At 59.0% G+C, this 19,206-nt stretch carries 16 protein-coding genes; 9 read left to right on the forward strand and 7 right to left on the reverse strand.

Going from position 1 to position 19,206, the window contains the following annotated elements:
* Positions 1 to 257 precede the first annotated feature (257 nt).
* From NKI06_RS26535 to NKI06_RS26565, 7 genes are all read right to left on the reverse strand, one after another.
* Entirely contained in the window at positions 258 to 749 is a 492-nt protein-coding gene (locus NKI06_RS26535) for a hypothetical protein (RefSeq protein WP_352667955.1), read from the reverse strand.
* The gene (locus tag NKI06_RS26540; protein WP_352987615.1) at positions 749 to 1,342 is read right to left on the reverse strand and encodes an AAA family ATPase; all 594 of its coding nucleotides are present in this window, start codon (positions 1,340 to 1,342) and stop codon (positions 749 to 751) included. The genes NKI06_RS26535 and NKI06_RS26540 overlap by 1 nt, the downstream gene beginning before the upstream one ends.
* The gene (locus NKI06_RS26545; protein ID WP_352987616.1) at positions 1,339 to 1,929 is read right to left on the reverse strand and encodes a 3'-5' exonuclease; all 591 of its coding nucleotides are present in this window, start codon (positions 1,927 to 1,929) and stop codon (positions 1,339 to 1,341) included. The genes NKI06_RS26540 and NKI06_RS26545 overlap by 4 nt, the downstream gene beginning before the upstream one ends.
* A gap of 729 nt (positions 1,930 to 2,658) precedes the next feature.
* Complete coding sequence (locus tag NKI06_RS26550) at positions 2,659 to 3,030, reverse strand: hypothetical protein (RefSeq protein WP_352987617.1); 372 nt, start codon at positions 3,028 to 3,030, stop codon at positions 2,659 to 2,661.
* Positions 3,031 to 4,778: 1,748 nt separating this feature from the next.
* Positions 4,779 to 6,065 (reverse strand): DUF6035 family protein, encoded by a 1,287-nt coding sequence (locus tag NKI06_RS26555; RefSeq protein ID WP_352987618.1) that lies wholly within the window; start codon positions 6,063 to 6,065, stop codon positions 4,779 to 4,781.
* Complete coding sequence (locus NKI06_RS26560; RefSeq protein ID WP_352667945.1) at positions 6,062 to 7,783, reverse strand: ATP-binding protein; 1,722 nt, start codon at positions 7,781 to 7,783, stop codon at positions 6,062 to 6,064. Before NKI06_RS26560 ends, NKI06_RS26555 begins: the two co-directional genes overlap by 4 nt.
* Positions 7,784 to 7,785: 2 nt before the next feature.
* Positions 7,786 to 9,060, reverse strand: a complete 1,275-nt coding sequence (locus tag NKI06_RS26565) for an SIR2 family protein (protein ID WP_352654496.1) — start codon at positions 9,058 to 9,060, stop codon at positions 7,786 to 7,788.
* Positions 9,061 to 9,425: 365 nt separating this feature from the next.
* Between NKI06_RS26565 and NKI06_RS26570 the strand changes: the two genes are divergently transcribed.
* From NKI06_RS26570 to trbJ, 9 genes are all read left to right on the forward strand, one after another.
* Positions 9,426 to 10,472 (forward strand): nucleoid-associated protein, encoded by a 1,047-nt coding sequence (locus NKI06_RS26570; RefSeq protein ID WP_352987621.1) that lies wholly within the window; start codon positions 9,426 to 9,428, stop codon positions 10,470 to 10,472.
* A complete protein-coding gene (locus NKI06_RS26575; RefSeq protein WP_352667941.1) occupies positions 10,469 to 11,455 on the forward strand; it encodes a GTP pyrophosphokinase in 987 nt (328 codons plus the stop codon). The genes NKI06_RS26570 and NKI06_RS26575 overlap by 4 nt, the downstream gene beginning before the upstream one ends.
* Positions 11,456 to 11,904: 449 nt before the next feature.
* Positions 11,905 to 13,935 (forward strand): conjugal transfer protein TraG, encoded by a 2,031-nt coding sequence (locus tag NKI06_RS26580; protein WP_023669257.1) that lies wholly within the window; start codon positions 11,905 to 11,907, stop codon positions 13,933 to 13,935.
* Between the two features lie 117 nt (positions 13,936 to 14,052).
* A complete protein-coding gene (locus NKI06_RS26585) occupies positions 14,053 to 14,466 on the forward strand; it encodes a CopG family transcriptional regulator (RefSeq protein WP_023669258.1) in 414 nt (137 codons plus the stop codon).
* Positions 14,463 to 15,431, forward strand: coding sequence for a P-type conjugative transfer ATPase TrbB (trbB, locus tag NKI06_RS26590; RefSeq protein WP_352987622.1), 969 nt, complete (start codon positions 14,463 to 14,465; stop codon positions 15,429 to 15,431). Before NKI06_RS26585 ends, trbB begins: the two co-directional genes overlap by 4 nt.
* A gap of 11 nt (positions 15,432 to 15,442) precedes the next feature.
* Positions 15,443 to 15,751, forward strand: a complete 309-nt coding sequence (locus tag NKI06_RS26595) for a TrbC/VirB2 family type IV secretion system protein (protein ID WP_023669260.1) — start codon at positions 15,443 to 15,445, stop codon at positions 15,749 to 15,751.
* Positions 15,751 to 16,023: a VirB3 family type IV secretion system protein gene (locus NKI06_RS26600; protein WP_023689361.1), complete on the forward strand. Its 273-nt coding sequence runs from the start codon at positions 15,751 to 15,753 to the stop codon at positions 16,021 to 16,023. The genes NKI06_RS26595 and NKI06_RS26600 overlap by 1 nt, the downstream gene beginning before the upstream one ends.
* A complete protein-coding gene (gene trbE / locus NKI06_RS26605) occupies positions 16,017 to 18,467 on the forward strand; it encodes a conjugal transfer protein TrbE (RefSeq protein ID WP_352667936.1) in 2,451 nt (816 codons plus the stop codon). Before NKI06_RS26600 ends, trbE begins: the two co-directional genes overlap by 7 nt.
* Positions 18,464 to 19,189 (forward strand): P-type conjugative transfer protein TrbJ, encoded by a 726-nt coding sequence (gene trbJ, locus NKI06_RS26610; protein WP_352667934.1) that lies wholly within the window; start codon positions 18,464 to 18,466, stop codon positions 19,187 to 19,189. Before trbE ends, trbJ begins: the two co-directional genes overlap by 4 nt.
* Positions 19,190 to 19,206: the final 17 nt, after the last annotated feature.

A 19,206-nucleotide genomic window follows, 5' to 3' on the forward strand; every position in this document is an offset into this window, starting at 1 on the left:
CATCTGATGCTGGCCTCCGATCCAGCCAGCATCTTGAATCACAAAACCACTCTCACGGGAATCCCGCAGATTCAGTCAAAATCTGAACTGCTCTAGACCTGCCGGTCGCGAGCGGCAGTCCGGATGCGCGGCGTGTCGATCCCGAACGCCTCGTCGTGTGCGCGGGCGATGTTGAAAGGCAAACAGCTCAGCTGGATGTCCTAGAACCGCTAATGCCTTGGCGCTACTCCGAGGCTCATGAATCTTAAGGCTGTGAGCTACTCCGCGGCCAGCTCTCGGCGGCGCTTCTCAGCCAGGAGGCTGCCGATAGTGGCGCCCTTGGCTCCACCAACCTTCCTTGCATCCTCTAGCATACGGCGCATACCAGAAAATTTCTCTGGCTGACTGCGGCGCGTTTGTGTGTGTTCTTGCAGCCAGGCTTCAACCTCTTCGGGCGAAGCAACATTTATTGCCTTAGGTTCATATCGCAGTTTGCCGTCTGGTCCGCGGCTTTTGACGACAATGGTCTGCCAGATGCCGGAGTAGCCACCGAAAAGCTCGCTCTGACCTGGCTCCCGGACACGCCGGCGGGCAACTTCGTTTACAATCTTGGTCAACGCGATGGTTTCGAGTTCTGACTGTGCGGTTGAAATGATCGCAGCATAATCTTTTCGCAGCGCTTCGATCAAAGTTTTTGTGCTGATATCACCGCCTTTGGCGGCGGACTTGATAATCGTGACTATGGTTGTTCGAACCTTCAACAAGGACATCAACAACCTCCTTTGCTGAAATTGCCAACAGCCTTTTCGACGGCACCAGCCACCACCTCGTCGACATTTTTTGATGTCATGCGAATGGCTTGGGGCCGGACCTGATCGATCACAGCCGTTACATGCTGGCCTGCGGCTAATCGAAAGATCGCGTTTGTGTCGCGCTCTGGACCAAGTGGAATGGCATGGTCCAACTCGGTGATGATTAGCAGATCGTACCGTCTGGCATGGGCAGCGACAATTGTCTGCAATTCTGAAAGTCGTTCCCGACTGATCCTGCGGGATGAAACCTCCAGAGCCGCCGTGAGGTAGCCCAAGGCGTCCGGCACCGGACGATCGACCAGTACGACGTCGCTCCAAAGCAACGCCTCGGCCTCCTGCCGCATCCCTTCGGCGATGATCCACAACGTGCTTTCATATGTGTGATCGCTAAGGATAGGAAGGCCTGCATCGCGTGCCTTGGTAGCGAGATCACCGATCTGGCCTACGCTCAAGCCGCGACCTTCGAGTGTTTCGGCTACTCTGGAGACAAAAGTAGATTTGCCGGTTGAATGTGTCCCAGCGATTCCGATCATGAAGGGAGGCTTTTTCACAACAGCACCCCTTGGCGTTTGTTGAGAATATCGGCCTCCATTAAAGCCGTCATTCTTGAGTTGGCAGGAATGCTTGAGACAAGTTCGATGAACAGAAGCGCGGTGGCCACGGTATCGAAGGCTGCCGAGTGATGGCGTCCTCCGGTAAGTCGCTCCGCTTCTTCCGAAATGTTCAGAGCCTGACTGAGATTCTCGAGCCCATAGGATGTCATCCCTGGACGAGTGGCCTTCGCCAACCGAAGCGTGTCGATTGCCATTGAAGGCTTCCAGTCGGGAATCGATCTGGAAATGGTTTCGAGCTCCACGCGAACGTTGTGGCCAATGATTCTCTGTCCATCCGTCCAAGTCATTATCTCGCCGGCGATATCGTCAATCGAAGGCGCCTCAGCAACGTCGTCTTGCGTAATGCCGTGGATCCGCGTTGCAGCGGGTGCTATTGGTCCATTCGGTTGCACGCGCCATTCCCACCGCCGCGCACCGATTTTGAGCTCGCTGATTGGCGTGATGGCAAGCTCAACGATTTCAGGTGGAGTGGCTCCGCTCCCTTCGACATCCATCACGAAAAAAGTCTCGTGCTCTATTCCCATCCGACTTCCGCTCTGCCGTGTCTGCCATGGTGATGCGGCTGCGCTCGATCATGGACCTGATAATTCAGTGCATGCTGCATAAAGTACCGCTGCTGCTCCTGGCTACCGAGAACTTCGATGTTCCGTTCGCTGATGCGAATATCGGAAGTGTCCAAACCGACAGAGGCCGCAAGGGCTGTGACAGTTTCGGGATCTGGCCTCGCGTGATGCCGTGCGCATATCGCCAATTGTCGGGCCGGACAAATATCGCAAACTTCGCGAATCCCGAAATGGCCATTATAGTCCGCGATACCATGGGCGAACGCGACTGCACACGAGGTCTTTCGGAACAAGGGCCGCGTCCCGAACGCGGCGATTATTTTTCAGCTCCAGTTCTCGCGGTAAGATCTTGCGGCGTGCAATGGTGTCATACATTTCGGGCACGCCTGCGGCCTCAAAGTGGGCCTTTATCTGTGCCCTATAGAAAAGGCCGGTGAAGGCGGTGGCATCTGCCATTTCGGCTAGCTCATTTGCGCGGCGCAGATGCCGATCGGTATCGTTGAGTCCCGCTATCAACGGTCTCCAATAGAGGACCGACTTAGTCCGTCTTTTATGGCTGGCGAGAGTGGACAATGATTGCTCTGCGATTGCGCTGTCAACGGGTTCTATGCGCTGGTCATCAATACCGGACCAAGTGATCAGCACAGTAACGCGCAGATTGGATAGACGTTCAAGTCGAGCGACATCGTCCTATCCGATATGCCAACGCGTGATTACTAGCATTGGGTTCGACAGCCCCTTGGCATCCAACGCCTCGAGGCAGGCGAAGAGGTGGTCTTTGACGCCGGGCAGAAAGGGGTCGGTCGCTCTGTTGAATATCTGAAGCGGCGTGGTGTTGGCCCGAAAGGCCCAGTGGGTCACCAAGGTTTCGACGGCATTGTCGTCCGACATAACCAAGTGGGGTTTTTTCATGTCATAATTGTCGAATAGATGGCGCACGCAATAGCCGCAGTCGAGAGGGCATCCTACAACGTGATTCAGGCTCAAACCTGATTTTCTGTAGTCGACGACATCCCTCAAGACTGCCGGCAAATTTTTGCCGGCCATACGAAGTTCAACCAATCACCCCTCCCCCGAAATGTCGACGAATCCGCCGAATAGAGAGAGCGTAGCTTGGTCTGTCATCGGAAAGCAACATTCCGCTCGCACTAAGAGCAGCAATGTCTAGCATGGAGTGAGTACTTACGGCCTTTTCGGTCCTTTCCCTACCGTCCGTGAGTTAAGGTGCCCGCTGCGAGGAGAACTGGCGAAGACGTGCAGGCCGATGTCCAGGTTGGGGGCCATGGGAAAGCCAGCACCTGAGATCAGATCAACGCTGGCCCTGCCTGCCTAAGAGAGGTGGTTGGGCGCTACCGGAGAATCCCAGTCATCGAGCACCCGCACGAGCTGCCTCGATTGATAAAGGGCGAAGCATGTCAGTGCGGACCACTGCAGCGGCTACCGCCGCGGAGCCGAACGGTTGCCTATGGGAAGATTGTCGCGTTAACCGAATCCTGATCGGTTACCGATAAGGCCAAACTTCCATCTGTGAACTTTTTTGCAGGGCGCCGCATGGTGCGCGCTCTATGCCACGACAGTCTTGCTGCGCCATGTCATGGCACAGCATGACCTGTGAATAGTAGGATAGTTTGTAGCCTCGGCGTTTACTTTGTCACATCAGCTTGCCACCAAGGAGATGCGTGAATGTCAAGGGGCGATGCCAAGCAGCGCGGGCAGTGAAAAAGGTTCGCGGCAACCTCAACCCCGGTAGACGACTGGTCGCAATGCAAGCAAAACCAGATGTCGCTTACCCCATGACCTACGGGGTGCTCGGCACGTCCGGCGCCGTCTGGTACGGTTGATCGACGCGGCCAGTCTGAGGCGATTCGCGCGTGAACCAGCCTGCGCCAACCCGAAGCTATTTCGAGCGCGGCCTTTCGGAAGTTTGTGTCGTCAATCGGGTTCGCTTTGAGCCTCCGATCTGTTACTCGAAAACGAGCAGGAGCTAAGGGAGCCTCGGGTAAGGTCACCTCCCAACCTCGTCCCCACATGCGGACATCGTCCGACTGCGTGCTCACCCGATAGCTGTGCCCTTGCAGTTCGCCCTCGAACTTATCAGGGCCAAGCACGCTCCAAGGATCAGTATCTATGGAAATCAGGGGATTTTCGGCAAGCACCAGCGCTCGAGCGATAGCCAGATCCGCCTCAGACGGGCGCCATCCCTTCCTTTCTGCATTTGTCAGGGCGTTCCAATGTGGGTAGCCCAATGCGTCCGCAATCAGTTCCAACGCGCCTATGTGTTTTATTCGCCCAGCGCGGGCAATGTTTCGCGCAGCGGTCTTCAGTTGTTTCAGTTGATCGCAATTGCTCATGATCCATTCCTATCGTGGTAACGGATCCAACATGTGCCCACTGCTGACAGACCCGTCCCGGGAGGGAATGGTTGGTTTGATCTCAGCGACAGCGCACTGCTAGGCTTTGCATGGTGGGCACACTGGCCTGTGCGGGAGGCCGTCACCAAATTGCCTTCAGCCACAAAAAACGTCAAGTCATTTACCGAAGCTTGGAACCGTTGCCGCCGAATGAGCCAGGGCTGCCTTGCGTTACATACTCGGCATGGCGTCAATTGTTAAAGGGCCCGAAAGCAGGCGTTCGGGGCAACGCCAGTCGAACTGTGACAAGGGTCGTCACCGAATCTCAGACGAATGAGATGGCCGTTCGATCGGCATCATCGAGACTTCGAACTCTCTGACACTCCCATGATCAGCGTCTCGTCGCTGAACCACTGCGCCAGGAGATTGCGGCCCTCCCGTCACCATCTGCGCAGCTTGCTATTTCTTCGGGGCGATGGCGCTTTTCGGGAAAAGCTCCGGAAATAGCATCAAGGCGATACGGCCAGTGACCGTCTCTGGTCCATCCTGAAGCTCCTGCTCGGCTTTGGCAAACTTCTCCCTCACACTCGTTCGCTCCAGCAATTCTCCCTCGCCCGTGGAGACGACCACTTTTCGCATAACTCTGGCAAAGCCGTGCCGGCGCGAGCCCGCCAGAAATGTGTTGATCACCTCCACCAGATTGTGCTGTCTCGAACCGATGGGCAGTTTGAGGACGAAGGAGAGCACGCAATTGAGGAAGGATTCGAAATCTGCCTCGCTCAATGCGGTGCCATTGACGCCCTCGAGATTTAATTTTCCGGCCAGCTCATCGAGCAAGTGGATACGATCCGGATAACGCGTGCCGTTCTCTGATGTGGCAGCCAGCCATCGTGACCGGAAATCTTCGTGCCAGGGCGGACGCGGCGCAACGGCGAACGGCAGTCCCGTTGCGGGCCAGGTTAATTCCGTAAGTCGAATCACCTTCGACTCCCACCCGGCTCCGCCTTCCCAAAAGGCACGCACGCGTGCCCCTCCGTCCGCCATTGAGGCGGCTAGAACTTCCTCGTCGAACGAAAAGAGGTTCTTGTTGTGGGAGTAGAATATATCCTCGAAGGCCGTGAGCATCCGGGATCGTTCCACCGGCAGGAAGTTCCATGTCAGCCAAATCAGGTGCCGGCCTTCGCGCTCGTAAAAGTTCTCCCGCGCGTCGATAATCGGCATCTGCGTCGTCGCCAGTTGCACTTCGACAGCGATAGGCTTACCGGCGTATATGGCGCGAACGTCGGGGCGACGGCGCCCGTCTCCCGTGACGAGATATTCGTCGATCACCACCGAACCCACTTCCGTAAGCGGATCGGCCTTCATCAGCTCTGCGATCGTGTTCTTGATCTTCAGGTGAAGCGGGCTTTCCTGCGCACCTTGGAACTGGCTCGCATTCACCTCGTCAAGGGATGAAGGATCGCCCGTCCACCAAGGACAATCTCTCGGCGCCCCTTTCCTATGACGCCAATAGGGCAGGCGTGTTCGCGGCTCCCGCGGAGCATAGACCGCATAGCCGCAATTCTCGCAAACGAAGACATTTGTCTTCTCGTTGCGCGCGCGCGTCGCGGTCCTGCGTATCTCATGATAGCGGTCGGGGTCGGCGGCTATCAGCTCATCGGAGGAGATTGTCTGCATGGTGCGAAGATCGACGACCCTCTTTAACGTCCGCTGATAGCGCGCCACAAGCTTCCCGTGACCGTTCATACCAAAAGCTCATCCTCGCTCGCGGGGTCGGCAGGTTTCGCTTTGCGCTCTTTCCAGAACTTGTTGTAGTCGGGTCCCCTCGAATCTGGTGGAATGCGGGGCTCGTGAATCTGGATCGGCATAGGGGCAGGCAGGTCAGGTCCTACAATGATGGCCTCGCCAGGAGCGAGCGTCGGGATAAACATGGCGGCGTTCTTGTCTAGATCGCCGCAGGACCGTTCGACAGCCTGCCGATCCTCATCGTTGGTCAGGCGATGCACGATCAGCGTTCCGAGCTGACTTAAGACATCGTGCGGAATGTCCCTCGGGCGCTGTGTCGCCATGATCGATGTCAGCCCGTATTTACGGCCTTCCTTGGCGATAATGCCAAAAGATTCCAGCCGCACGCTTGCGTACTCATCTCCTACGGTCCGCCCGAGGAACTGATGCGCTTCATCGAGCGCCACGATGACGGGCCGCGTTCGGAACGATCCCTTTCTCGCTTCGCCGAGAAGATACCGGCCGATGACGTTGAGAAGGATTTCTCGGGTGTTGTGCTCGAAATGTACGGAGCGGAAGGAGATGCGGATAATGTCATCCGCATCGTTCTCAAAAAAGTCGGTAAGAACTTTCACCAGCGATTGGCCTGCCGTGCCGAAGAGGCAGGATAACTGATGCGTGGTGATCAGCGTTCTGATGCGGGCCACAAGCGTCTCGCAATGCGCAACCGAACTGTCCGGACCACCCCAGTTGTCGGTATTGTTCCCCGTTGACCAGACGCATTCCGCCGTAACCTGTTCGGCGAGACTTGTTATCCGGAAGTCGCAGAACGGCGAATTTATCGCGTCCCGGTGCGCGTCGAGCGCATTGAAAAATGGAGCGCGGGGTCGATTGGTCTTTTCAACCGTCCCCCGCGTGCTGAAAACTACGCCTTCCGGCGCGATTCCCCCGCACACCCGCAAAAGCTTCAGGCTTCGCATAGCCTCCCTGAGTTTGGGGCCTTGCGATTGTCCAGACGGACGGAAGAGGGCAAACAAATCCTCTTCCGTCGTCTGCGTGTAGGGAAAATGAACCGGCTGGGTGCCTTCTTCATCGTTGAAAGCATAGTGCTTCGTGACGGACGGCAAGCTTGCGAATTCTCCCGTCGGATCAAAGAGAATGCACTTTCCGCCGGCTGCCTTGATCTGATCGAGGATGGCGGCAATTGTCCAGCTCTTGCCGCCGCCCGTGGCCCCGAAGACGCCGCAATGCCGTCCGAACAGTTTTTCGGGCGGCAATTTCAGATGGATGCCGCCGCCGGCGCTTAGCAAGCCAAGATCGATCGACAACTGATCGCTTCCCGAAAGCGAGTTAGCGGCGAGGTCACCGAACAATTTTGGTTGCGCGAGATAAACGGCATCGCCAATGCGAGGATGCGCTCGTAAGCCGCGAACAAGCTTCTGGTTTTTCTGATCGACAGATGCGAGCAGTTGAATTCGACCGACGGGATGAGGTTCCGGCGGGCTTCCCATCGCGGGTTCCACGCTCAGCCGCTCATTGTCCGGGAGCTTGACTTCGATGATGCGCCCCAGAAGCTTGATGCTCTCGCAGTCGATGAAAACGAAGTCACCGACAGCGCCTCGCGCGAGCGCGCGTCGTTCCGGGCGGGCCGTCGCCTGCGGAAGATTGGCCTGTGCAATCGAGGCACCCACAACGGTAATGGTTCCGACATAGCCATCGGGATCGACAAGGCTTTGCATGATCACGACCCGGCCGGGTTATTCAGGATCTTGAGGCGCTCCATATGCCGCTCTCGCTCGGTCTGAGCAACGAGATCGGGGAGGGCTTGCGCGAGATCGTCAAAGCGGCCGTTCAGAAGTGAGAGCCTTTGATCACCTATGTCGACGAGGCGCTTGAAAGTTCCAAAAGACGCGCTCGCACCGGGACGTGCGAGTGTATCGGCCGGTAGGATATGCGCTTTGGTCTCGAGCTCGCCGTCGGCGATGTATGCAAGGTCGCAGACGATGACGCGCAGGCTCATATTTGCCTCCACAGCGGCAAGTATGGGCTTGGTTATATGATCGTCATTGAACCCGAAACCGGAGATGATGACGGCCGTATCGGGCTCTCGCAAAGCGCTTTGCAAGGCTCCCATCATATCAAGAAAAGGCGTTTCGAACGCCTCCTGGTATTTGCTGTCGCGTGGGTAGATCAACGCCGCCGGGCCGTCGTCATCGCTTCTGGAGCGGACAAGCTCCGCACCTTTGCGCCGCCAATCTATGGAGCCGTGCAATTTGTGAAGGTGGAAAACATTTTCGATGTAATCCGGGCTATCCCTGCCGGCATCTCGCCTGACGATGTCGTGGACGAAATGACCACGATCATAGACCTGTGGCAAAGAGTGGGAGAAGCCGTCGATCATCGTAAAACGGAGCGCGCGAGCGGCGTACTCGAAGGCTAGATCATAGTTGGTCGTGAATATGCGGGTGCGCGGCTTGCGCACGCCCCGCCGGGCGATTTTTCGGATGATCGCTTGATGGGCGCTCAGGTCGGTGGCCTCGTCAACGAAATCGACGCTCAGGGCGATCGTCTTTTCTGCAAGCCCGATAAATTCGGCAACGTCTTTCGCTTTTTCCACGCCGAAGAGTTCGAGATAAATTTTGCAGTGGGATAGAAATTTCTCAATATTCTTCGCTGCAACCACCGCCTTGGCATTCGGCATAAGAGCGGCGATCTTGTTGACCGTCTCCTGCGTTGCCGCTGTGACGACCCCGTCCCACAGATTGAGCATGCTTGGGGCTTGCTTTGCGCCCTGGGCTGCATTCCTCGCGCAAAAAGACGATCCGGCACCGGTGAGCAGAACAAGGTTCGATGCGTTCAGGGCAGAGGTAAGCAGATCCTCGATAGCGCGGCTGCTGCCGCGATCTACAACTTCCCCCTTGTCGCTCTTCACGTCGTCATGCGAGCGCCAGCCTTCGCCGCGCGCGTAAAGACGGATGTTGCTGGCGGCTGCCAGCTTTGTTTTCCAGTAGCTCATGGTTCCTCCCACAGACAAACCATACAAGCATCGCCGTCGTAGGAGAACCAATTTCCCCGCGTTGTTTTCTTCGGAACAATCTCGCCCTGGCTTCTGCGAAAGCAGCCGGCAACGTTGCCGCATCGACGAAATACATTAGCGTTTACTTAATCAAGAAGACTCGCTTTTCCTGTCCCATTTTATGATCCCTTGAACGAATGGCGGCCGTGTAGCGGCCGCCCTTCGTACCCCTCCTACGTCGGCGACCCTTGTGTTCATGCTTTGATCTGATATCCTTCCTTAACCCGCTCAGAATAATATTCTTCAATATCTTCGAAGGGGATCGAGTTTTGCTTGTAGAGAATCTTTCTATCGGCCGAGTCGTTATGCATGAGGTATTCCAGAGGAAAGACGGGCCCAATGTAGTGCCGCCATCCTACGGCAAGGATCTCGAAGTACTGGATGCCAAGGCTCTCAGCCATTTTGGGATGCGTATCACTGACGCGCTCTCCGCACAGTCCAAGAGCATAGAGATGCAGATAGTGAAGACCGATGGCGCGAGCGTGGTTGGGACTGCTCGACGTCTTGTTCTCGCAACCGACACCGACTTCCCCAGCGTCTCCAATCACATGGCCGATGCCCTCGCTGACGCACAGAAATCACGAGGGATTCCCGGTGGAATGCTTCTAGTCTTCGATGGGAAAGTCGGTGGCGACGGAAAGCCCTTCTTAGGGGTGATTAAAGCGGAGATGCAGTCCGGCTTTCAACGCCGACTGGCTGCGGCAAAAATTGTGACCGAATTCCTCGAGAACATCTTCCTGACGCCAGCCACGAGACTTTACAAGCTTGCTCTGTTCATCTCTGAAGATGCCGCTGTCGCGGCGAGCACAAATTGGCGATGCTTCGTATTTGACAGCAATATCACCGCCGCCCGCCGAGAGAACGCGGCCGTATATTTCTACGACGGCTTTCTTGGCTGCGCCTTTCCTGAGAGCGGGAAATACGAAACCGCGAAGTTCTTCGACCTCACGAAGGAATTCGTTCGCACCTTGGTAAATGACCGAGATCTCCGAAGGGACCTGGGAGACGCGCTGTTCGCCTTCGTCAAGGTAGATCAGGCACCCACGTTCACCTCGCAACAGTTCGGCGACACGTATCTGCCACCCGAATTGCGCGACCCGTTTAACAAGTTCCTCGAAGCCAAGAAATTCCCGACCAATAGAGCCGTGGTTCGGGACATCAGCGAGATGGGTGGAAGGTTGCGGCGCCGGAAGTACAAGTTCGGTCCAGACATCGAGTTCTCTGCGTCCCCGGACGCGATACGGAATGGCACCGTGACATTCGAGGATGTGCCGGCAGGCGATGTTTCCCAAGGCGAGGCTGCAAGCTGGACCAGGATCACGGTCCGCAGGCCAGTCACCGAACAGCTATGACGACCGAGTTCGAGATCCTGCGGCGCTGGGAGGCGGAGCAGCAATACTACGATGCCTGGGGCAGGTTCATCATCCACGCGGTCATCGATGGGCTCTCGACCCAGGTGAAAGCGCCGGACCTGTTCTTGCGCCTTCCGGTTAAGCATAGGCTGAAGGAGAGCAAGTCGCTTATCCAGAAGGCTCTCTATCGCGGCAAGGGCTATGCAAGTCCGTATGACGACATCGAGGACAAGGTGGGCATCCGCTTCGTCGTGCTCACTTCCGACGAAATACCCATCGTCGAGAAGGCGATCACCGAATCCGGCGACAGATACTGGTTCTGGGAAAAGGCCCGGGACTTCGCTGAGGAGCGAGCTCGCAAGCCTTGGGAGTTCGGGTACCAGTCGGTCCACTACGTGGTTCGGGCAAAAGCGGGGGTCGTCTTCGAGGGCGTCCCTATGCCGCTGGACATTCCGTGCGAGATCCAGGTCCGCACGCTGCTGCAGCATGCCTTCAGCGAAGTCACCCACGACACAATCTACAAACCAAGCGTCAAATCGACCCCTGAGATGATGCGGGCTGCGGCAAAGGCGATGGCGTTAATCGAAGCGACTGACGACTACTTCCGCCAAGTCGGCAACCTCATCGACGCATCGGTCAAGAGCGTCAAGGCACTGATCGACGCCTTGTCCGTGTACTACGGAGACAAGGTGGGCATGGACGCGACTGTCACCACTCTCGACGGTGAGTTGATCGAAGCGTACCTCCCACTGGCCGGCGAGAGCTCAATTGAAGACATCCTCCTATGGCTGAACACCAAGGATTTCATCATGGAGCGCATCAAGGGCCGGCGACAGGACCAGACCCTGTTCGCCTTGCCCTCGATCTTGTTGCTCTATTTCGTGGTGGGCAATTTTCCGAGCATCGCCACCTCGCCGGGTTTATTTACCGATGAGGAACTCGGGCCGATATACTCCGACCTTGGGTTGGCCCTTCCGCTGTAGGCCAGAAGGCAGTCCAAGGCGTCGAAGCTCAAGTCCAAACGAGGTTGCCTTGCGAAAAAACGTTGCTCAGCCCGGGAATCTGCGCTGGGGCAGCGGCTGATCAGCGCGCGTTCGAGAGACGCGACTGAAGGAGTTGTGTCGACAGAAGTTCGCCAAGCGTGACGTCGACGGGCGGCCACTATCTTGGTTCTCGAATTTGACGGCGAGTAACGCAATGAGGTCGCTCCAGAACGGCAGCTTATCGCAAATCCTAGCCGAAGCCCGCTAGGCCGGTAACGGCCCAAAACAAGTCGTTCGCTCGTCGCCTTCGCGATGACACTTCTTGGCGCCCAATCTTCCAAGCCTGCAACGTTCACTGCATCGCACGGGCGCGTATATTGGGTATCTTCGATTTTCTGAAACGCCACGCCATGCTGCTTCCGTTTAACAATACCTCGGAGGCTGCGCCCATGACACCGACGAAGCTCCTTGTCGGCCAGATCGTAGTTGTGTTCGCCATCGTCATCGTTGGCGTATGGGCGGCAACGCAATGGTGCGCCCACATGCTGGACTATCAGCCGCAGCTTGGCGCGCCATGGTTTGCCGCGGCGGCCCGGCCGATCTACAAGCCGTGGAAACTGTTCGAATGGTGGTTTCACTTCGACGCCTATGCGCCTGAGGTCTTCGACAAGGCCGGCATGCTTGCCGGAGCCAGCGGATTCTTGGGGTGTGCGGCCGCAATAGCTGGCTCCCTCTGGCGCGCGCGGCAGAGGGGGTTGGTCACCACCTACGGTTCCTCACGATGGGCCGCGGCTCGGGAAATCGAGAAGGCAGGCCTGTTTGAGCCGGCCGGCGTTTTCCTTGGCAAACTGAAGGATCACTATCTGCGACATGACGGGCCGGAACATGTCATGGCCTTTGCGCCGACACGTTCGGGCAAGGGCGTGGGATTGGTCGTTCCAACGCTTCTTTCCTGGACCGGCTCGGCCGTCATTCACGACATCAAAGGCGAGAACTGGCAGCTGACTTCCGGCTGGCGGTCGAAGTTCTCTTTCTGCCTCCTGTTCAATCCGACCGACTCGAGATCGGCGCGCTATAACCCGCTGCTGGAAGTGCGCAGGGGTTCAGATGAGGTCCGCGACGTTCAGAACATCGCGGACATTCTCGTCGATCCGGAAGGCGCGCTGGAGCGGCGGAATCATTGGGAGAAGACTAGTCATTCACTCTTGGTCGGGGCCATCTTGCACGTGCTCTACGCGGAAGAAGAAAAGACGCTCGCGCGCGTCGCCACTTTCCTGTCGGATCCGCAACGCTCGTTTGCCGCGACACTGCTGCGGATGATGACCACCAACCACCTCGGCACGGCGGACACACCTCGGGTCCATCCCGTCGTGGCCTCGGCGGCTCGCGAGGTGCTGAACAAGTCAGAGAACGAGCGTTCTGGCGTTCTCTCGACCGCAATGTCGTTTCTCGGGCTCTATCGTGATCCGACGGTTGCCTCGGCAACATCGGCCTGCGACTGGCGCATTGCCGACCTCATGGATGCGGAACGACCGATGTCGCTCTATCTAGTGGTGCCGCCATCGGATATTTCGCGCACCAAGCCACTGGTGCGACTGGTGCTCAATCAGATCGGCAGGCGACTGACGGAGCGGCTGGAAGGTGACCCGAAGAAAAGCCGCAAGTACCAACTGCTCATGATGCTGGACGAATTTCCGGCTCTTGGTCGCCTCGACTTCTTCGAGACCGCGCTCGCCTTCATGGCGGGTTACGGCATCCGCGCCTATCTGATCGCGCAATCCTTGAACCAGATCTCCAAAGCCTATGGCGAGAACAACGCCATTCTCGACAATTGCCATGTGCGCATTGCCTTTTCCTCCAACGACGAGCGCACGGCCAAACGCATATCGGATGCGCTCGGTACGGCGACGGAACTCAGGTCCATGCGCAACTACGCCGGCCACCGGCTGGCGCCCTGGCTTTCGCACGTCATGGTCAGTCGCCAGGAGACCGCTCGCCCGCTGCTGACGCCTGGCGAAGTGATGCAGTTGCCGCAAGCTGACGAATTAATCCTTGTTTCCGGGTTGCCGCCGATCCGCGCCCAGAAGTTGCGCTATTACCAGGATCCGAATTTCACCGAACGGGTGCTGCCGGCGCCGGTGTTGCGCGACGGTCTGTACGCGGACTGTCCTGCGTCGCGCCCCGACGATTGGAGCGGACAAGTCCGCAGTGTTGACCGCCGTCTCGCTGCCGATGACGAACACGCCGGCGCGGCAATCGAAGAAGGGAGCGGCGTGCAACAGCAGCGTCATCCCGGCCTGCCTGAAGACCACGTCGTCGTCTCTCGGGAGCCTGATCAGGATGACCTCTTCAATCTGTCGGACGATGACGCCGAGGCACTCGCAGACAAGCGCGTCATGGACCGGGTTTCTACCGCGGCGAGCGCCTACGGCCTCAACGAGGGAAGGGGCGACGACAAGGACATCATCCCCGGCTTCTGAACGCTTTCCGCAACTGAGGCGTATCTCGGCGTAGATAACGCCCATAAGCGATTTTGCGGATCTCGGCGATGTTCGTTCGCACCGGCGCATCAGCGCCGGCCAGTCGGAACGAGACGTATGAAGCCCCGTCGCATTCGCCACCAGTTTCTGCTCGAACCCGAATTGAGCGAGAAGCTGGAAACCCTCAGCCGCAACCCGTCGACCACGAAATCGGCAATCGTCGCGAAAGCGGTCGAGGCCTTCATCGAACGGCGTGGTGAAAACGAGCTCGACCAGCGCTACGGCAAGCGGCTGGACCGTCTTTCCCGCGATCTCGACCATGTCAGGCGCGACGCCGAAATAACTCTGGAGAGCCTGGCGCTCTTAATCCGCTTTTCAATCACGCTTCATGCGCACACGCCAATTCCGGATCGGGCGACACAGGCGATCGCCCAAGAGCGCTTCGACAAATTCGTCGAGCAGGTCGGTCGCCAGATAGCCTCCGGGAAGCGCTCGCTTGGTTACGGCAATGGCAACGGAGGCGAAGGATGAACTCTCATCCCGCAGCGGACCACCGCCGCCGAGCCATGCTGCGCACAGCCATGGGCGCCGCGATCACCGAGGCCCTTGCCGATCCGACCGTCATCGAGGTGATGGTCAACCCCGACGGCGCGCTGAGGCTCGACCGGTTGGGAGAAGGCCGGGTCGATACGGGCGTGCATATGCATCCTGCCGAGGCGGAACGCATCATCCGGCTCGTCGCCTCCCATGTACGCGCCGAGGCGCATGCAGATAGTCCGATTGTCAGTGCCGAATTGCCATCAGGCGAGCGCTTCGAGGGTCTGCTACCGCCGGTCGTGCTGGCGCCATGCTTCGCCATCCGCAAACCGGCGGCAAAACTCTACACGCTGGCCAACTACGTCGCCGATCGCGTCATGCTCCCGCTGCAGGCTTATGCCCTGAGGAAGGCAGTGCGCGAGCGGCGCAACATCCTGGTCGCCGGCGGCACATCGTCGGGCAAAACGACACTTACCAATGCTCTACTGGCAGAAGTCGCCGAATGCGATGAGCGGGTGATCCTGATTGAGGACACCCGCGAGCTGCAATGCGCGGCCAAGGACTGCGTTGCCATGAGGACGAGGCGGGGCTCCATCACACTCGCCGATCTCGTACGCTCGACCTTACGGCTGAGGCCCGACCGCATCATCGTCGGCGAAGTCAGAGGCGCGGAAGCGCTCGATATGCTGAAGGCATGGAACACCGGACATCCCGGCGGCATTGCCACGGTTCACGCCAATTCGGCACGCTCCGCACTCTATCGTATTGAGCAGCTCGCCCAGGAAGCCGTTGTCACCGTTCCCCGCCGGCTGATCGCCGATGCCGTCGACTTGGTCATCTTTATTGCCGGAAGAGGACCCGCGCGCCGCGTTGACGCGATCGCCGAGGTCACGGGTCTCGACGGCAGCGGCGATTACGCCGTCACCCCGCTCACACTTCCGCAACTCCAGCAGCTCTGAAAGGTCACCTCATGCGCAAGAAGCTTCGCTTTCTTTCGTTCGCCGCCGTCGCGCTTCTTCTCACGGCCCAGGCCCACGCTGCCGGCTCCGGCATGCCGTGGGAACAGCCGCTGCAGCAGATTCTGGAATCGGTGCAGGGGCCGGTCGCCAAGATCCTCGCGGTGATCATCATCATCACCACCGGTCTGACCCTTGCCTTCGGCGACACGGCGGGCGGTTTCCGCCGGCTGATCCAGATCGTCTTCGGCCTGTCGATCGCCTTCGCGGCCTCGAGCTTCTTTCTTTCCTTCTTCTCCTTTGGCGGCGGGGCAGTCGTCTGATGAGCACCGGAGAGCAGCATATCGAAGGCTTCGAGGTTCTGGTCCATCGGGCGCTCACCGAGCCGATCCTGCTCGGCGGCGCGCCGCGGGCGGTGGCGATCCTCAATGGCACGGTGGCCGCGGCCATCGGCCTAGGCCTGCAGCAGTGGATTGCGGGTCTGATCCTCTGGATCGCCGGCCACACGCTCGCGGTCTTTGCCGCACGGCGTGATCCGGATTTTGCCAGCGTGCTTGTCCGTCATCTTCGTCAAAAGGGCTGGCTTGCATGCTGAAGCTTTCCGAATACCGCGGCAAAGCCGACCGGCTTGCCGACCATCTGCCCTGGGCAGCACTCGTCGCGCCCGGCATCGTGCTCAACAAGGATGGCAGCTTCCAACGGACATTGCGGTTTCGTGGCCCCGACCTTGAAAGCGCGACGGAGGCCGAACTCATCGGCATATGCGCGCGGGCAAACAATGCGCTGAGAAGGCTCGGCTCTGGCTGGGCATTATTCTTCGAGGCCGAGCGCATCGAAGCGCTGGGCTATGCGAGCTCGGCCCTTCCCGATGCTGCCTCATGGCTGATCGATGAGGAACGGCGCGCGGCCTTCGAGGGCAAGGTCGCGCATTTCGAGAGCATCTATCATCTGACCTTGGTCTTCATGCCTGGGCCCGATGGCCAAGCGCGCGCGGAAAGTGCTCTCGTCGACTCGCATGACTTGGGAGGGGAAAGAGACTGGCGCCAGGAGCTTGCCCGGTTCCGAGACGAGACTGACCGCGTTCTCGGTCTTCTTTCGGGCTTCGTGCCCGAGGTGCGCGCGCTCGACGATGCCGAGAGCCTGACGTACCTGCACGGCACGATCTCGACACGCCGTCATCCGGTTGCCGTGCCGGAAACACCAATGTATCTCGACGGCGTCCTGGTTGACGCGCCGCTGACCGGCGGCCTAGAGCCGATGCTGGGCGAGCAGCATCTGCGCACGCTCACAGTTCTCGGCTTTCCGAACGTCACCCGGCCAGGAATCCTTGATGCGCTCAATAACCAGGATTTCGCCTATCGCTGGGTGACGCGCTTCATTCCACTCGACAAGGCGGAAGCCACGAAGACGCTGACTCGGCTCCGCCGGCAGTGGTTTGCCAAGCGCAAATCGATCGCGGCTATTCTGCGCGAGGTGGTGACCAACGAACCGGTGCCTCTCGTCGACAGCGACGCCGACAACAAGGCGCTCGATGCCGATGCAGCACTGCAGGCATTGGGCGGCGATCATGTCGGCTTCGGCTATCTCACCACAACGGTGACGGTGTGGGATCAGAACCGTAAAGCCGCCGCGGAAAAGCTTCGCGCCGTCGAGCGGATCGTCAACGGGCTCGGCTTCACCACCATTCGCGAAAGCATCAATGCCGTCGAAGCGTGGCTTGGTTCATTGCCGGGTCATGTCTACGCCAACGTTCGCCAGCCGCTCGTTCACACGCTTAACCTTGCCCATCTCGTGCCGCTGTCGTCCGTGTGGGCAGGTCCAGCGGAGAACGAGCACCTTGCCGAGGTCACCGGCGATTACGCTCCGCCGCTTCTTTTCGCCGAAACCAGCGGCTCGACGCCGTTTCGGCTTTCGACCCATATCGGCGATGTCGGCCACATGCTGATTGTCGGGCCGACCGGTGCCGGCAAGTCGGTTCTGCTTGCCCTGATCGCTTTGCAGTTCCGGCGCTACGCTGGCGCGCAAATCTATGTCTTCGACAAAGGCAATTCGGCCCGCGCCGCCGCGCTTGCCATGGGCGGCGACCACCATGCGTTGGGTGCGAATGGTGCGCTTGGTTTCCAGCCGCTGCGCCACATCGACGACCCGGCCACACAGAGCTGGGCGGCCGAATGGATCGCCGGCCTCATTGCCCACGAGAATGTCACAGTCACCCCGGAGGTGAAGGAGGCAATCTGGTCGGCGCTCACCAGCCTCGCCACCGCGCCGGCGCAGGAACGCACGCTGACTGGCCTGTCGGTCCTGCTTCAGTCCAATGCGCTCAAATCGGCATTGATGCCCTACACGCTCGACGGACCATTCGGCCGCCTGCTCGATGCCGATGACGACCGGCTGGCCATCTCGGATGTGCAGTGTTTCGAGACCCAGGAGCTGATGCACAGCCAAGGCGCTGTGCTGCCTGTGCTCACCTATCTGTTCCATCGTCTTGAGGACCGGTTTGACGGGCGGCCGACGCTGCTCATGCTCGATGAGGCCTGGGTCTATCTCGACAACCCGCTCTTTGCCGCCCGCATCCGCGAATGGCTTAAGGTGCTGCGTAAGAAAAATGTCTCCGTCATCTTCGCGACGCAGTCGCTTGCCGACATCGCCGGCTCTTCTATCGCACCCGCAATCATCGAGAGCTGCCCGCAGCGCATTTTTCTCCCCAATGATCGTGCGGTGGAGCCGCAGGCACGGGCAGCCTATGAGCGCTTCGGTCTTAATGAGCGACAGATCGAATTGGTCGCCCGCGCCACGCCGAAGCGCCACTACTATCTGCAGTCGCGCCGCGGCAATCGCCTCTTCGAGCTCGGGCTAGGCCCGATCGCTCTTGCGCTTTGCGGCGCCTCCGACCCGGCCGCGCAGACCCTGATCGACAATATTCTTTCCGAAGAAGGGCAGGGCAGCTTTGCCGCCCGTTTCTTCAGTGCGCGCGGCCTGGATTGGGCTGCCGAGCTTCTCCAGCAATTTCCTCAACCTAACAAGGAGCAATCGTCATGATCGGACGCCGCCTTTTTACTAGCCTGGTCACCGTTTCCCTGATTGCCAAACCGATGGCTGACTACGTCCAGCCGGCCTATGCGCTGATCGTGTTTGACCCGTCCAACTATACGCAGAATGTGCTGTCGGCAGCACGCGCATTGGAGCAGATCAACAACCAAATCCAGTCGCTTCAGAACCAGGCGACCATGCTGCAGAACATGGCGCGCAACCTTCAGCGCCTGGATTTCTCTTCCGTGGGCCAGCTTACCGGCTCGCTCCAACGGATTGACGGTCTGATGACCCAGGCGAGCGGCCTGAGCTTCGATCTCGACAAGCTGCAGGACCAGTGGCGCCAGCAATATCCGGAAAGCTACGACGCCACCATCAAGGTCAGCGATGTGGCGAGCGCCGCGCGCGAGCGCTGGCAGAGCGCCATGCAGGCGTTCCGCCAGACCATGAGCGCGCAGTCGCAGATCGTCGAGAACGTGCAGGCCGATGGCGACCTGCTTACCGATCTCGTCAATCGCAGTCAGGGCGCGGCAGGTGCCCTCGAGGCAAGCCAGGCTACCAATCAGCTGATCGCGCTTTCGACCAAGCAGCAGATGCAGATCGAGACGCTGCTTGCGACCCAGTTCCGGGCCGAAGCCGAGGATGCGGCGCGCAAGGCGCAGTCTGAGGAAGCCGCTCGCGAGACGACGAAGCGTTTCCTGGGCACCGGCACGGCTTATCCCGGCAACTGAGCGGCAGTTCTTCAAGA

Source organism: Mesorhizobium sp. M0772 (genome assembly GCF_040320135.1).
Taxonomy (GTDB): Bacteria; Pseudomonadota; Alphaproteobacteria; order Rhizobiales; family Rhizobiaceae; genus Mesorhizobium.

Bases quoted from the DNA above. Each gene is read 5' to 3' on its own strand.
- NKI06_RS26555 (WP_352987618.1), bottom strand. From the start codon at position 6,065: ATGAACGGTCACGGGAAGCTTGTGGCGCGCTATCAGCGGACGTTAAAG.
- trbB (WP_352987622.1), top strand. From the start codon at position 14,463: ATGAACTCTCATCCCGCAGCGGACCACCGCCGCCGAGCCATGCTGCGC.
- NKI06_RS26580 (WP_023669257.1), top strand. From the start codon at position 11,905: ATGACACCGACGAAGCTCCTTGTCGGCCAGATCGTAGTTGTGTTCGCC.
- trbE (WP_352667936.1), top strand. From the start codon at position 16,017: ATGCTGAAGCTTTCCGAATACCGCGGCAAAGCCGACCGGCTTGCCGAC.
- NKI06_RS26595 (WP_023669260.1), top strand. From the start codon at position 15,443: ATGCGCAAGAAGCTTCGCTTTCTTTCGTTCGCCGCCGTCGCGCTTCTT.
- NKI06_RS26570 (WP_352987621.1), top strand. From the start codon at position 9,426: ATGCATGAGGTATTCCAGAGGAAAGACGGGCCCAATGTAGTGCCGCCA.
- NKI06_RS26565 (WP_352654496.1), bottom strand. From the start codon at position 9,060: ATGAGCTACTGGAAAACAAAGCTGGCAGCCGCCAGCAACATCCGTCTT.
- NKI06_RS26560 (WP_352667945.1), bottom strand. From the start codon at position 7,783: ATGCAAAGCCTTGTCGATCCCGATGGCTATGTCGGAACCATTACCGTT.
- NKI06_RS26600 (WP_023689361.1), top strand. From the start codon at position 15,751: ATGAGCACCGGAGAGCAGCATATCGAAGGCTTCGAGGTTCTGGTCCAT.
- NKI06_RS26535 (WP_352667955.1), bottom strand. From the start codon at position 749: ATGTCCTTGTTGAAGGTTCGAACAACCATAGTCACGATTATCAAGTCC.
- NKI06_RS26575 (WP_352667941.1), top strand. From the start codon at position 10,469: ATGACGACCGAGTTCGAGATCCTGCGGCGCTGGGAGGCGGAGCAGCAA.
- trbJ (WP_352667934.1), top strand. From the start codon at position 18,464: ATGATCGGACGCCGCCTTTTTACTAGCCTGGTCACCGTTTCCCTGATT.
- NKI06_RS26545 (WP_352987616.1), bottom strand. From the start codon at position 1,929: ATGGGAATAGAGCACGAGACTTTTTTCGTGATGGATGTCGAAGGGAGC.
- NKI06_RS26585 (WP_023669258.1), top strand. From the start codon at position 14,053: ATGAAGCCCCGTCGCATTCGCCACCAGTTTCTGCTCGAACCCGAATTG.